The organism is Klebsiella sp. HMSC16C06, from assembly GCF_001808325.1.
In the GTDB taxonomy this organism is placed as follows: domain Bacteria; phylum Pseudomonadota; class Gammaproteobacteria; order Enterobacterales; family Enterobacteriaceae; genus Klebsiella; species Klebsiella variicola.
Window position 1 is genome coordinate 1 of sequence record NZ_KV793019.1, and the last position, 14,772, is coordinate 14,772.

At 57.1% G+C, this 14,772-nt stretch carries 12 protein-coding genes; all 12 read right to left on the reverse strand.

All coding sequences use genetic code 11. From position 1 onward, the window contains the following. Nucleotides 1-888: 888 nt before the first annotated feature. The 12 genes from repA to traD all read right to left on the reverse strand — a co-directional run bounded on the left by repA (nt 889) and on the right by traD (nt 14,704). Nucleotides 889-1,746, reverse strand: a complete 858-nt coding sequence (gene repA / locus HMPREF3142_RS22420; RefSeq protein ID WP_004152292.1) for an incFII family plasmid replication initiator RepA — start codon at nt 1,744-1,746, stop codon at nt 889-891. Next, a complete protein-coding gene (gene tap, locus HMPREF3142_RS30135) occupies nt 1,739-1,810 on the reverse strand; it encodes a RepA leader peptide Tap (RefSeq protein WP_012539968.1) in 72 nt (23 codons plus the stop codon). Before tap ends, repA begins: the two co-directional genes overlap by 8 nt. 228 nt (nt 1,811-2,038) lie before the next feature. After that, nucleotides 2,039-2,290, reverse strand: coding sequence for a replication regulatory protein RepA (locus HMPREF3142_RS22425; RefSeq protein ID WP_009309889.1), 252 nt, complete (start codon nt 2,288-2,290; stop codon nt 2,039-2,041). Nucleotides 2,291-2,426: 136 nt separating this feature from the next. Further along, nucleotides 2,427-2,978, reverse strand: coding sequence for a phospholipase D family nuclease (locus tag HMPREF3142_RS22430; RefSeq protein ID WP_070612682.1), 552 nt, complete (start codon nt 2,976-2,978; stop codon nt 2,427-2,429). A 105-nt stretch (nt 2,979-3,083) separates the two neighbouring features. Next, nucleotides 3,084-3,392: a hypothetical protein gene (locus tag HMPREF3142_RS22435; protein ID WP_070612642.1), complete on the reverse strand. Its 309-nt coding sequence runs from the start codon at nt 3,390-3,392 to the stop codon at nt 3,084-3,086. Beyond that, nucleotides 3,389-4,039 carry a DUF2726 domain-containing protein gene (locus HMPREF3142_RS22440; protein ID WP_050888023.1) on the reverse strand — a complete coding sequence of 217 codons (651 nt, stop codon included), beginning with the start codon at nt 4,037-4,039 and terminating at the stop codon, nt 3,389-3,391. Before HMPREF3142_RS22440 ends, HMPREF3142_RS22435 begins: the two co-directional genes overlap by 4 nt. Before the next feature lie 55 nt (nt 4,040-4,094). Then, entirely contained in the window at nt 4,095-4,739 is a 645-nt protein-coding gene (locus HMPREF3142_RS22445) for a hypothetical protein (RefSeq protein ID WP_048263620.1), read from the reverse strand. 470 nt (nt 4,740-5,209) lie between these two features. After that, the gene (locus HMPREF3142_RS22450) at nt 5,210-5,557 is read right to left on the reverse strand and encodes a DUF6404 family protein (protein ID WP_012540001.1); all 348 of its coding nucleotides are present in this window, start codon (nt 5,555-5,557) and stop codon (nt 5,210-5,212) included. Between the two features lie 19 nt (nt 5,558-5,576). After that, on the reverse strand, nt 5,577-6,173 hold the full coding sequence (locus tag HMPREF3142_RS22455) for a fertility inhibition protein FinO (protein ID WP_070612644.1): 597 nt from the start codon (nt 6,171-6,173) through the stop codon (nt 5,577-5,579). 154 nt (nt 6,174-6,327) lie between these two features. Then, nucleotides 6,328-7,053 carry a type-F conjugative transfer system pilin acetylase TraX gene (gene traX, locus HMPREF3142_RS22460; RefSeq protein ID WP_009309882.1) on the reverse strand — a complete coding sequence of 242 codons (726 nt, stop codon included), beginning with the start codon at nt 7,051-7,053 and terminating at the stop codon, nt 6,328-6,330. Between the two features lie 89 nt (nt 7,054-7,142). Continuing rightward, nucleotides 7,143-12,404, reverse strand: a complete 5,262-nt coding sequence (gene traI / locus HMPREF3142_RS22465) for a conjugative transfer relaxase/helicase TraI (RefSeq protein WP_070612646.1) — start codon at nt 12,402-12,404, stop codon at nt 7,143-7,145. After that, a complete protein-coding gene (traD, locus tag HMPREF3142_RS22470; protein ID WP_070612648.1) occupies nt 12,404-14,704 on the reverse strand; it encodes a type IV conjugative transfer system coupling protein TraD in 2,301 nt (766 codons plus the stop codon). Before traD ends, traI begins: the two co-directional genes overlap by 1 nt. Nucleotides 14,705-14,772 lie beyond the last annotated feature (68 nt).

The window sequence follows — 14,772 nt, forward strand, 5'->3', positions numbered from 1 at the left end:
GCATGGAGGCGCCAGCTGAAGTTGAATGGAGTACCGCGGGTAAATGGCGCCGTTACCCGGCGCAGCCGGCTGCTGTTTTGACAGGTTCTGCCAATCCCTTCCCCCGCCCTGATAAGCCATACCCGCTTAAAACATCACAGACGCCTCTGTACGCGGTCGGAGTGGTCCCGGCAAGGCGACAGCCGCAGTCGGGGCGTATCTCCGCGTTAGCGGGCCGGAGGGCCGCTTACGAGCGTGTACCAGACAACTGACCGCAGCTCCACCCACAGCGACGAAGAAGAGTAGTTACAACACCCATCATTAAAAGCGATGGTGTTCCCCGGCCTTCGGCCGGGGGCGGCGGCGCTTTTCAGTGGTGGGGAGGGGCTCCTGGCCGGCAAACCGGCGCCGGTTTTATGATGATTTTCCTTTTGAATGCTGTAACTAATGTAGTTATCCGGTCGGGGCCCGTCGCGAAGCGATGGGAGCTCTCTCTGATGTTGCCGAACCGGCGCGACCGTCAGGTCGCTGCAAGGGCGGGCATTCTCCGCAGCCTGTCCACAGGGCAGGCGATGAACAGGTTATGCGTTTACAGGATTTATTAAAGGATCTTTAAAAGAGATATAGAGCTGGTGTTTAAAAGGAACCACGCGCCCTGAAAGTCCGACGGCATGTGCTTTGTGCGTATCACGGTTGTAGCCTAATTAAATACTCCCTTGCAGTTATTTGTGGATAACAGAAATCGGCCGTCAGAAGTGACGCCGGCGATAACATTTAAGGCCACGTTGACGCCAGGAAGACCGGAATTATGGTGAGGAAAGCAGGTCTGAAGATAAGATAATACGTAGTAGCCGGACAACAGGCGTGCGAAAGCCTCCGGCGCCGGCCGGATTTTTTAAGGAAGGAATGTTATAGGGGGACAGTGGCCAGTCGCGTGTAGTTGTTCCCGCGCGACAGCAGCATGCGCTCCTGCACACGGCGCTCAACCTCACGCTTCAGCGCTTCTTTATCGCCCATGAAGCGGCCGGTGGCGTATTCGCGGGTCAGTTGCTGACGCACGCGCGTCTCGATGTCATGACGCTGCCGTGATGCATCCCGCCGTGCAGTATCCCGCTTACGGCCGTGAGATTTACGCTCAGCCTGATAGCTGCGAAAACGCTCACGCACAAACCGCCACGCTTTTGCGATCAGTTCGTCCATCTCCAGGGGTTTCAGTTTCTGCTTTTTGCGCTGCAGGTTTTCCCACTCCACACGGCTGCGGCGCGCGGCCACCACAGCCACCTCAGAAACGTCAAGCGCGGAAAACAGAGCCGGGGTGAAGGTGATATCGGTCGGGATGTTACAGCCGATCTGCGGGTCATATTCAGTCTGATAGGTGATGAGCCCCAGCTCGGCCAGAAACTTCAGCGCCCGGGTGGCACGGCTGACTGACAGGTTGCCGCTCCTGGACTCGGTGGCCAGTCCACACTCGATGGCCATATTGGTAATCGAGCGCTGCACGCGATTGGCCAGCGGATCATAGTGAAAACACATTGCCTGCAGTAGCGCGTCAATTGCTCGCCGGCGCAACAGGGGTGGCATCCGGTGACGCTTACCCAGCGAACGCAAAAACGCCACATGAATGGAAAAATCAAAACGGGACGTGAAGCCTTCGGCTTTCGCCATCAGCTTACGGCAGAACGGCAGGGTCTTTTTCCCTTCTCGCGGCGTGAAAACCGGGTTCGGGTTTTTAACCTGTGAATAGTGGTTTTGAAGGATATCAGTCACCGCTTCCTGCGCTTATGTTGCACGGAAGGAGTGAGCACAGAAGGTCTTGAACTTTTCTGGGCATAATTCTATACTCCCTGCATAGAGCAACACGTTCTATGCAGTTTATGAAGGCCCCGTTAATCTTTTCTGTCCGCCAAGATTGAAGAAGATTATCGGGGTTTTTGCTTTCTGGTTCCGGGTAAACATCCACAAAACCAGCTCCCTGCCACCTTACGGCGTGGCACACCAAAAGCTCTAATCTCGCAGCAATTTAACACTCATCGGGTAAAGGTTCAAGAAAGTAAGCCCATTAAGATATGTTTCTGGCTAATGCTTCGCGTTGGATCAACCGGGACAGTACTTCAGCCTGTGTTAACCCATCGTCATGACACATTTTCATCAATATGTCTTTGAGCTGTGGTTCCAGGAACACTTTAACTTCTTTATGGGTGGCCCTTTTCTTTGCCACTGAAGATCGCTGTTTATCAGCATCGCTAAGTGGGTTCCCTTTCCGGTAGGGACGTTTCGATGAGGAAGTAACTCCGTTAACGACCTGTGACATCTCTGCCTCCTCAAGCATTTAACAAAATACCTGGACAAAGATACTACATGTCTTTATAGGCAGCGAGTGCACACATTAATTTAATGTAAAATACATTTTTCCTGTTGGCGCAGAAAAAATGTGTTCAATGTGATCGTTAGTACGATGAATGCCAATCAGTACCGCCATTCCAGCGAGACTGCCAGTGCTGCAGATAGCGTTGAGCTACGACTGGAACATCCCATACGACAAGCACGTTCTCTGAATTGACGCGTTCAGCGGCGCGGGTGTAGTTAAAAGACCCGACTTCAATATTGCGGTCGTCAGCAATGATGACTTTGTCGTGCATGATTTTGTACTGCGACACTGTGCGAACCGGGATGCCGGCATTGACCAGAAGATTCATGGCCGCCTGGCTCGCCTGGTTTTGCTTGCCGGTATTGGCTTTCCAGTCCAGAACCACTTTCACATCAAGACCACGCTGTTTTGCTCTGACAAGCGCGCCGGCGACTTCGGGTGAAGTAAAGGAATAGCCCATCAGCCGGATTTCCTGCTGTGCAGAATCAATAGTCTTCAGGACCAGCTGCAGAGCCGTTCCTTCCGGAGAATATCCCGTCTCGATGCTGGCGGCATACACGGCCGGAACAGGTGCACACAAAACCAGGCTGATAAGCCCCGACAGACAACATTTGCGGAGTGTACGGTTAATTTTTTTCACAGTATTTCCTTAACGGGTGTTTTAAGAAACGCCGGGAGCGGGGGAAACTGGCTTTTCCCCGTTCCCGGGGTTGGACAACGACGCCATGCGGAGGCGTCAGGATTTTGTGGTATGCCGAAACCAGTAGCAGACGGGTCCGTCGCCGGTATCGTGGACAGAGCCCAGGAACCAGCCATCATCATCCGGCGGCTCCGGTATCCAGCCAAGGGCATCCGGGGCTTCATCCGTAAATCCGGCAGCAAAGGCTTCAGGCGCTTCATCGCGCATTGTCATCACAAAGCACTGAAGTTTATGAGTTCTGAGCCAGTAACTTAATTCTGCGGAAGTTTCACAACCACTGCGTGCCAGCGCTGGATGTGTCCAGTACCCCTGTTCATCACGTTTCACTTCGGCGGCGATAATCATTTTTCTTTCTCCTTGCGTTCAGTATGCTCTGTCGTTGAATTCATACCGGTTATGGATTTTTCGGCAGCATCGGCTCCGCGGTTTTTCAGAAACTCTCCGACCCTTCTTACCAGCCTCTCTGAATCCCGATCGCGTAATAGTGGAATACCGGCCTGCCTCAGAACCTCTTCCAGCAGAATATCGCGCCGGATACGGTGTTTTTTCAGGTGTGAGGCATCATCCAGTTCAACTGCGCCGATGATAGCGAAGGTATGGATGTCAACGATGACCACATCGCAGTGCCACTGTGATGCCATCCGGAAGAGTTGCCACCAGGTCCGGGATCGTGGCCGGATATGGGAAGAGAGTGTGGCAATATCTGCCACCCGGACCTGAGGACACAACAGCCAGCGATTTCGGCTGGTATGCCTCAGTAATTCCCGGAAAAAATGTTGTTCCCGTGGCGTCATCAGTGTGTCATTACCCACCCAGACCCGCTGGCGACACAACCGTTGCTCAGCCTCTGAGGGGCGTATACCCAGGGCTTTGAGTGACATCAGAACCGGGGAAGTCTTCGTTACTGCGCGACCTTTCAGAAGCAGCACCAGAAACCCCAGCAAACTCAGCACAACAACGGTACTGCCCGCCATCATTAATATCTTTGCCATGTATTTTATTCCCTGATGTTCCTTTCTTTCCCGATGCGTTTTCCTGTCGTCGTCCTCATCTTTCTGTCCCTCTTCTGATAAGGCAGAACTCTGCCGGCAGCCTGTCGAGCAACGCGCGGCGAAATACATTCGGCAATCCTCTCCCGGCTACAACATCAGCGATCAGAACTGATATGACGCTAATCTGCAGGACGAGGCACAGGACAAAACCAATCTGATGCACCAGTTCCGCAGCAGGCATATTACGAAGAGCATTAATCAGCTGGATGGCATCCTGTGGGGAACCCCAGGCGAGAATACCGATACCAACCAGCATCACCGCCGGCGTATACAACAGCCCCCGGCTGATAACCCGTCCGGTCAGGCCTGTAAGCTCCCACCTTTGCTGGCGAAACACCTCATCGTCCCGGAAGATTTCCCATTCCAGCCGGGCCTTTTCATGGCGCGGCACCTCGGCCACCACCTGATTACCGTCGCGAATACTGACCAGCGGTGAGACCTCTGGCTTTCTCATCCGGTCGATGTGACGGGTATATAGGGCAAGGCCTGCCCAGAACAGCGCAACAGACGATAAAAGCAGATAAAACCCACTCCCCCGAAAAACGGAAGGGAACAGGAGCATAAGAACCATCGCTAGCACGATACCGCAGAAATAACAGAACAGCTGCTGCTGTTTGCGCAGAATAAAATATTTAAACATAGTTTTTTTCCTTTTTATTTGATGATTTACGCACGATATGAAAGCCTGTGCATTTCATATATCGCACGTCGTGATGTAATAAAAATATTGAAATAAGTTAAATACTGACAGTGGATGACTTAAATTGAAAATTGAGCACTTATAAGCGTCACATCGCCCCGGGACGTGGCAGTCCCGAAGCAGCCATTCACGGCACCGAATGGCTTGTCATTCTTCGCGTCTGCCCATACCCGGGCAACACACATGCCTCAGCCACAATGCCTTTCACCCTTTACCTCTCTTTCGTTTGAATATATTTGTTCTGACTATATACGACAATAAGAAGCACAACAGCCCCTTCCGGACAGGAGTAATACCAGAACGGACGTAGTCACGTATAATAACCACACCATACAGGGTAAATGTTTTTAGAAAACGAGGGGTCTGTCAGGCCAGGAATGTTCACAACCTGACAGCATATATTTATTTCATTACAGATCTTTCCAGTCAGGTAATTTATTCACCTTTCGCCGCCACAGATGAAAAAGTGCCATCGTCAGGCCAAATAACACGCCCGCGATAAGACTGATTTCGCAGGCGAACAGGAGAGGCATCCCCTGGGCCCGCCACACCGTCCAGTACATCCACAGCCCATATCCAAGGGAGAAATAGCCTGTCATTACGACAAAAACCTGCCAGAGCGGAGCAAACGGCAGCGGGGGAATGTTTATCCCCAGCCGCCACAACAGTCGTATCAGAAGCGGTGCATAATTGCTTTTCCACATCTTACGGCTGGCCATTATCGCCAGCGCCTTTTGTTTCCGCGCTTCAAAATCCATTTCCTCTCCTCGATTGTATTCAGCCAACTGACTGGCTCCGCATACGCTCAGTTCGCAGGAGTTCTTTCATCATGCGCTCGCTGGCGTACTGCGCTTCCTCTGCAGTGACGGTCGCGACGGCATTCCCCTGCAGATCATAGCGGGAGGCCCCCACCTTCATCCGGGACAGATAGCCCGCAGACCGGGTCAGACTCTTCAGGCACTTAATCACCTGTTTATGCGACAGCAGCAGGTCGCGGTTCACGATATCCGCAAACAGCTGTTCGCGCATGCCCGTCGCCAGCAGACGTGGCGCGTTTCCGTCGAACAGCTGTGGCCAGAACGCCTTCAGGGTCATAATGGCCTGTTCCGGCGGCAGCAGGCGAAGATAACGCACCGGAGGTGGCGTCTTTACTGCTTTAACCGGCGCCGGCGCCGCGTTACGCGCGGCGGCTTCTGCCGCTTGTTTAACCTTCTCAAGTTTCTCTTTCTTTGCCTTCCAGGCCGGCGGGGACGAAACCACCACGACCTTCTTACGGCGCACCACACCAGGGACAGGTGTCGCCTCCGCGGGTGCCGTACTGTTCTCCGCCGGTTTTCGTTTCAGGCTCAGTACAGGGCGTTTTTCTTCACTCATAAGGGGCCATATCAATAAAAGCTACAGGTCTGAGGTATACGATACGCTAACGGTATCATCGTTTCACCTCACAATGCAGTGGACACAACGATGATATCCCCTTGTCACGTTTACGGGCAATGTGCCCTCCCCCGGACCTGTGTCCGGTTTTTTTTTACATCGAGATGACAATACCCAGTACCGCCAGGTGCACTGCATAGAACATCACAAAGAAATGCCGCGGCCAGAAGCGTTTCACACGTTCTCCGGCAGATGAACACACGATCAGCGTCAGCAGCGCAATCGCCAGCCCGGCCGCCGATTCACTCACGTTATGCATATTCATCAGCAACACCATGAGGGCCCACAGCACCCCGTATCCCAGCCGTTCCGGTGCATGCTGTGCGCGGCAAAGCAGCCAGCTGGCGGTGAGCATGCCCACTCCGGCCATGCCGTAGCTGCCGGTTGACAGGGGTATCCAGGCGACCAGCAGTCCGACCGCCGGGAGGGTGTAATACCAGGACGGCTGGCTGACCCACCGCAGGACCTGGCCCGTGACGGCAAAGGCAAACAGAATATTCCCGGTATACCACGGGTACCCGATGAGCATAAACGACACCTGGGCAACCAGCGCCCAGCCCCACAGACTGTTCAGCTGCGACTGGCGTATTTCCGCGTGCCGGGCCAGATTCATTCCCCATGCCAGACCGAACAGCGGAAAACAGCCCCGTCCCAGAAGCCGCATTATCTCGTTATTGTGTGCCAGCAGTAACCCGGCATGGTCGGTGACCATCAGGACCAGGGCCACCGTTTTAATCATATCCGTCTGACCCGGTGTCCAGGTCAGTAATGCCTGCAGCCAGCGGTCAGCGGCTCTGAAACCGATTGTGTGTGCTGTCATCTCTGTATCCTTCTCTCTTTTTACCGCGCCCCGGCAGGGGGTCCGGTGTTAACCGGAGGCCCTGCCGGGGCAGACAAGCCGCAGGCGCGTCAGTCGCCCCCGAGGGTTTTCTCGCGGTTCAGGTCACGAACCATGTCCCGCTCCACAGCCTGCAGACGCTCACGCTGCAGACTTTCTGAGGCCACCTGCTGAATCGCCGCCTCCTGGCGCCGGAACTGAGGATCATCCGGTAGCGTCGTTTTCTCCGGGCCCGGCCGGTCACGCTCGAGTCCACGGATGACGTCCCCGATAACCTCTTTCACCCGGTCCACCGGCTCGCCGGCTTTACGCGCCTCCCCGGCCACTTCCCGGGCAGTCTGTTCCGCCTGTTTTTCCATTTCGCGGCGCTGCTGTTCTTCTGCCGCCCGCTGCGCCAGTACCTCCGGCGGGAGGATAATGTCAGCCCCGGCCTGCGGTACCGGAGCCACCGGCTCCTGTTCAGCCCATACCCGCCCGCCGGTTATGGCCCCGGGGTTCCAGGGACGGTCATCACCGGCCAGCCGCACCACCACCCCGGTATCGGGATTGTCGCGGGCCATTCTGACCCCCTCCCCCATATTCCCGGCCAGCAGGCTTTCACCGTTGCGGCTGTTCTGCAGCGCCACAAACCGGGCGGCGTCATTGCCCATAATCCGCCCCTCTCCGCCGATGGCCTCCAGCCGTCCGTCCCTGTCGGTCAGCGGGCTGAGCCAGATACCGGCGGCTTTCCCGTTTTTATCAAATGCCGGCAGCGCCACATGCGGCTGAGGGTACTTTTTCCCCGGAGAAATGAATTTTCCCGGTGAATTTCCCTGTGCCAGACCGGACTGCTGCAGGGCTGCCCGACCAGCGGCGGTTTCATCCAGTGGCCTTGCCCGCCCGAACAGCAGATCGGCGCTTTTCACCGCCCGGTCGTTACGGGGTTCAAGAATATCGTGCGCCGTCGCTTTCTCAGGTGAATGCTTGATGGCCTTTATCCAGCCCTCACGGCTGTCGGTGTAAACCTGCACATGCTGTTTCATGCGGGATAAAGCCACATAGGCAGACTCAAAGCTGGCCATCTGTTCCCGACCACCGGCCACCCCTTCCAGCGCGATGGCATACGGTTCGCTGGCCCCCTGGGCGCCGTGAGCCGTGATGGCGTAGGCGAGGTCGATATGCTGCTGCGCCTGATCCGCCTTCGGGGTCAGCGTGCGGGTGGTTTTGCCATCAGACAGCGTGACACTGTCACCCGCAACAGACTGCACCTCCCAGATACTGTTGGCCACATAGCCGCGCTCCAGGTCACTTTTGCTGAAGCGCATTCGGTCCCCCTGAGACACGGTGATCTTTTCCTGGCGATAAAGCGTCACACCTTCAGCAGAGGCTTCACGGGGAGAGATATATCGCTCCTTTCCGTCACTGTCTGTCAGGGTGATCAGCTGATTATCCTTATCCACTTTGCTGATACGGTGGTATACGTTATCAACCAGCGCCACCGCCTCCTTGTGAGCCGTCCAGGTCGACAGTTTGCGCAGTTCACCGTCACGGATGTTACTCGTGACCAGCACCGGCAGGGTGATTTCCTCTTTGCCGGTTTCCCCGTTCTCCCGCCGTGCGTCATGGATCAGACTGTTCAGCGCCCGGCGGTCCTTATTCAGATGGGTGATCACCAGCGTCTGCGACTGTGCCTCCGGGGTCCGTCCGGTATAGTCCTTCACCAGCGCCTCGTAGAGCGTCGCGGGCTGACCTGCCGGCAGGGTTTTCCCCTCGCTCAGCGCCTTTTGTATCACCTTTTCCTGCTTCGGCGTGAATTCCACCACAGAACTGCCCGGCGCCCAGACGCCTTCTTTTCTCGGCACCTGCTCCGGCGTGACCTGCTCAATGGTGGTCAGGGCGCGGTGCACATCCCGTTCAATCAGGCTGTAGACCGCCGGTCGCAGCTCAGGCACCTGGCGCACAATCTCTTTCATGATGGCAATGTCGGCGGCGCTGCGCTGCTGCATCAGCCTGAACGGCTGGCCCGGCGCGATGGGCTGCAGCTGGTCGTTATCCCCACTGGACACCGCCCGTCCACCGCCAGCGACGATGAGGGAGTGGGCTTTTGCCATATCGGCCAGCCCCACCATTGAGCTCTCGTCGAGCAGGAACAGGGTGTTGCTGAAATCGGGTGTCTGGCCATTGCGCTGCAGCAGCTGCGTGTCGTGGAGGAACGACGCCGTCGTGCGCGCATCCACGCCGGCACTCTGCATTTCCCCGACCGCGCGATGCGTCGGCGCCAGACCGATGACGCGCGGACGGGTCTCTTCCGGCAGCAGACTGATGGCACTCATGACTGCCCGGAACTGGGTGGTTTTCCCCACCCCGGCATACCCCTGAACCACCGTGAACCGATCCGTGCTTTCCAGAATCATCCGGGTCGCCGCCCGCTGTCCGGCGGTCAGGTCCGTCATCAGACTGGCCGGCACGCGGTCCATCAGGGGGGCCACCGCGTCTTTACCTTCCAGCACCCGGGTCAGGATGCTTTTTTCGGCGTCCCAGGTCTGACGGGAAATCAGCAGGTCATTGCCGTAGCCGTGCGCCACCGGTACATTCAGCAACTGCCCCGACCTGATTTGTGCCTGAATGGTCGTGTCGATGTCCGCCATCGGAACCTTCCCGCCCCCGGTTTCCAGCGCCGTCGCCAGCAGCTGGGGCCGGGAGAAGGTCAGTTTCTCACTTTCAAGCAGCGGGATGGCCAGGTGAATGGCCTGTTCTGCCGGGGTACGCAGTCCGGCCTTCTGCTGCGCAATGGCCGCATCCAGGTCCGTCTCGCCGGATCGGGTCTTCAGCTGCTCTGAGACCACGCTGAAGGCGGTATGCCGCGACAGCTTCTCCGTCGTGCGAGCCGCATCCTGCGCTGAGTACAGACGGAGATGACTTCCGCTCTGCGCCAGCTGGTTGAGGGTGGCGTTATCCAGCTCACGCTGCGTCACCGACGCAAAGACCGTTGCCGTCTCGCTAACCGACCTGCCGGGACTTTCCACCCAGCCGTGGCCGATTTTAATACCGTCAAACACGCCCGCGCCCACGGCCAGGGTCTGCGTGGTTTTCTGCCCCGGCCGCTGTACCGTCAGTTGCCCGTCCTCCACTTTCATCACCGTGATGCTTTCCCCGCCCTTCAGGCGTGTGTCCGGTATCTTCCCGAGCACCGCCAGACGTTCCCCCTCGGCCACCGGCAGTGTATCTGCCCGGAACAGCGTCCACTGGCTGTCGACCGCGGAAACCTTCAGATCCAGACGGCCCCCTTCCCGGTCTTTCAGGGTCAGCATATTGCTGCTCGCGGTCACCCGGTCAATGACAAAGCGATCGTGCGTCCGGGTCTCCGGATCCCAGCGTTCCATCACCATCCCCTCCCGGTAATAATCCCGCACGCCCCGGCTTTTGCTGTCCAGCCATACCGGCGTCAGGGCTGTAATGGTCGTGTCTTTCTCACCCAGCACTCCCTCATTTCTGAGGGAGTCACGGATAAGGCCGTTGAGTACGCTCTGTTCACGCGTCCCGCTGATTTGCGCCACGCTTTCCAGCCCTTCACGCACGCTGACGGCAAACTCCTGTGCCAGCCGGCTGTAGCGTGCGCCTTTATCCGGTTCACTGATGATGTCGGCTGTGGTCTGATGGCCACCCTGCCAGCGATACGTATTCACGCCGCTGTCCTTCAGTACGGTCAGCGCGCTGCCGGTCCCGCTGCGCTTCCCGCTGTCGGAGAGCAGGACCTGCACGTTATGGCGCATCGCGCCATCGAGCAGGGAAATCGTTTCCTTCAGGCTCAGCTTCTCCGCCTGATCCACGATGAGTGTTCCGCCCGGAATAAACGCCGTCCCGTCCTGCAGGGCGGATTTACCGGTCACCGTTTCCCCGGCCAGACGCACATCCCCGGCGAGAAAATCACGTGAGCGGTTATCGGCCGCCAGGATATGGACGTCACGCCCCTGCTCCCGGGCCATCAGGGTTAACTCGGCCACCCGCTCCCGCTGGCCGGCTGCACCGCCCTGACCGGAAACGATACCCATGACCGGGCGATCCTGCGCCAGCACGCTGACGGCATCGCTGAAAGGGACCTGGCGCACCACAGACGCATCGGGCGTGACGGAGACATGATTCTGGCGCTGCACCTCCTGACTCAGGGCTTTGACGGCGAGTTCATCGAGAACGTGGATGTTTGAGGTGAACAGGCCTTTCTCGCGATCGAGAGGGATAAGCTGCTCCCGTTCAATGGCGGCATCGATGCCCTTTCTCGCCAGCTCAAACACACCGTCCTTCGCCTCCAGCTGGCCGACCGTGCGTGCCAGCAGGTCGGCATACGTGAACTGCACCTTGCGGTCGCTGAGACCGGCAATCGCTTTCGTCACCACATCCGTGATATCCGGACCGTCAGTGTTCACCGGCGCGGCAGGTGCACGGGCCAGCTCTGCGGCTCGCGCATCGGCGGCCTCACGGTACCCCCGGATGTCAAACCCGGTCTCCTTCAGCGTGTTCATCCACTCCACCATCTTCTCTGCCGGATCGATGGCTTCTTTCGACTTGCGGGTATCGAGCGCGGCCACATCCCGGGACTTCAGGGAGGCATCAGGTCCGGCGGCCTCCCTGACCTCCTGAGTCCGGGTGGAGAAGGGTTCCACAGGGACCCCTTTCATCTCCCACATCCCGTGTTTGCCCACGACTTCCGTCTCATAGCCAAGCTTCTCAACCAGGGGTTTGAACGCCTCCCGGTAAAGTTTCCCGAACGCTATCTGGTTCGCGTACACGTTCTCGATAAAGCCTGTTTTTCCAATCTTATCTGTGCCGAGAGACTGCCATTTGTCCCCGTTCTGCGTGGCGTTAATGACGACGGCATGGGTGTGTATCTGAGGTTCCTGGTTACGGTTCGTGTCGTGGTTGAATTTCGCCACAATCAGATTTCCGGTCAGCACCGTTTCGCTTTTACCGTCCGTCATGACCCGGGTCGCGGCCAGCGTCTCAAGTTGCCGCACCGCTTCGGTTACCGCCTGGTTGTGGGCATCGATAAGGCGTTTATCGCCGCCCAGCATCGCCATGACCGACACGCTTTTGGGGGCCGAGAAGGTCAGGTCATAACCGGGTCGGTGCTTGTTGGCGCCGTCCTGTATCCGGGTCAGGTCGCTGCCATCCGGCAGCCTCCCTTTCAGCAGTTCCGTAAACAGCGCCTTATCCACGGCTTTCCCGTCGATCCCCAGCGCCTCAGCCCCCTTACCCTGCCAGCGTTCGTCCATGCTCCCGATGACGTAGTAATTATCTTTGTTCGTATAGTAATCCGCGGCTTTGTCGGCCGATTTAACGGAGCCAATCGACATCATCAGAAGTTCCCCCCAATCTCGACATCATCCTGCTCATCGTGGCGGTGGCTGTGGTTGATATTGACCTCTTCACGCCGCTGCATATCCCGCTGCGTTTGCTCATCAGCCCAGGCGTCATACGCCTGCATATCTTCAATCACACCGTCCTCGTTCATACCGGCCGGCAGCATGTCCTGCCCCTGTTCTGCGGACTGCTGCGCCAGTTCCTGTTCTGTCCCGCCTGCAGCTGCAGCAGGGTTACCGGCAGAGGATGCTGTTGAGGCCGCTGCGGCTGCTTTTGGTTTGATCAACGGTACGGCCGTGACCCGCAGTACAGGAGGCTCAGCTGTCCTGGCGGAGGGTTCCGCTGCCGGCATCGTCGTTGTCGCCGGCGCTTTTACTGGTGCCGGAGATACTGTCACTTCTGCTGGCGCTGGCTGACTGGCCAGCTCTGGTCGCTCACCGGCGTGACTGCCGGCATCATCTGGCCCGGATGCCGGGGCATCCGGCGTGAAAAGCGCCCTGGCAAGACTGCCTTCAGCTTCCCGCGCTTCAAGCAACGCACTGAGCCGTGCATCCACCCGCGCATCGAGAGTGCGCGGAATAAATCCCTCGGCAATTTTCGGACGCGGCTTGTATTTGAGGGCCAGCTTCACGGCCGGATACGGCCCGGGCAGCGTGACATAGCAGGACAGGTCCGGCAGCGTCTGAATATCGGAGTAACTGACCAGCGTTTCCCGCTCTTTTTCTTTCCCGGTCGATACCCCATCACGCACCGGGTCAGCACCGTAAGAGTACTGCTCGCTGGCTTTGAGGATTTCCTTCTCACCAATTTCACCGGCAGCAAACTCCGCAATCTCTTTACTCGGGGAGCGGAAGAAGGCCCGGGTGTTCATCACGTCAAAGAGCGTGGCGGCAGGCTTAACGCCATAGATGTCTTCCAGCTGGGCATAAGACTGAATACCGAACACATAACAACCACCAAATTTACGCGCCTCCGGGAGGATTTCGACCAGGTCCGGCAGCTTGTGCAGCGTGGGAAGTTCGTCAGCGAAGATCCACACACGCCGGTTACGGTTCTCGCCCATCGCCAGGAGGCCGCGGATGGCAATCGACAGCCACATCGAGATAACCGGCTTCAGGGAGGCATGGGTGTCAGCATTGGAGGAGATAAACAGCCAGCCATTGGGTCGGTCCTCACGGACGCCGCGCATCCAGTCCCGGATAGTGAACGGCTCGCCGTTCTTCTCAATGCCCTGCAGGTAGCGAATAGCCTTGACGTAGTTGGTCAGCACAGCTCGAATGGAGATGGCGGTTTTCTCAATTTTCTCTTCAACCAGGTTCGCTGCCGGCGTGTTCTGCAGATAGGCGCGCAGCTTGTCGATCTTAATGGACAGCATGGTATCGACCAGCTTCTCGTAGCTCCGATCGTCGTCTTCGCGCATCAGATACGCGCCTTCGGCAAAGATAGTGCGACCGGAGCCCTGCCAGAACGGATCTTCTTTGGTACCCATCGGGATAAGGGTGTTGGAGATGTTGTCGAAGTCCGGCAGCGTCAGGCACTCTTTCCACAAATCCCAGGCTGCACAGCGCGAGTCCAGCGGGTTGAGGATTTTATCCAGTGACGGGTCGTAATAGCTTTTGACGAACTCACAGGAGCGATCGTAAATGATGGCCATATCGCCCCGGGCACGCACGTAGTTCAGTAGCCGGCGTATAACTTCGGATTTACCGGAACCCACGGTACCGTGGAGGCAGAAGTTCTGAATTTCGGAGTTTTTAAGAATAGGCAGGTCGCCAATCTTAATATCGGAGGCCACTCCATCACGCTTCATCTGGCGGGCCACTTCTTTGGGCTTATCGGAAAGCTGGCGCCCGCCGGTGTTCTCATCCTCACTCTGCTGTTTCCCCTGGCGGCCCAGCACCCAGCTGGCGATGAAGAACGTCACGATACAGATAACAAGAGAAACCACGGCAGCAAAGGCGAAACCAGTCCACAGCTGCTCTCCGCACCAGATAGTATATTTATCGGCCAGGATTTGTTCTGAGGTATATTCCAGCGACTGGCCGTAATACTGAATGGTGTATACCGGCTGGGAGCGAATAATATCGCGCATCGGACCCAGCGTCGTACACCACCAGTATACGCAGCCGTTCACAAAGGTCTGCCAGCTGAGCCGGTACATCAGCATCAGTCCGCACAGCACCCAGAATAAAATAAACAGCACATAAAAAATAATATTGGCAATCTGACCAAACATGCGAAAGCGCATATTGGCGATCTGACCGCCCTGCGTCATATCTTTGGCATTAAAACTCATGGCACTAATCCGTCAGTAAAATATTAGGGTCGGAAGGACAAATTAATCAGCGGAAATACACCGGCACA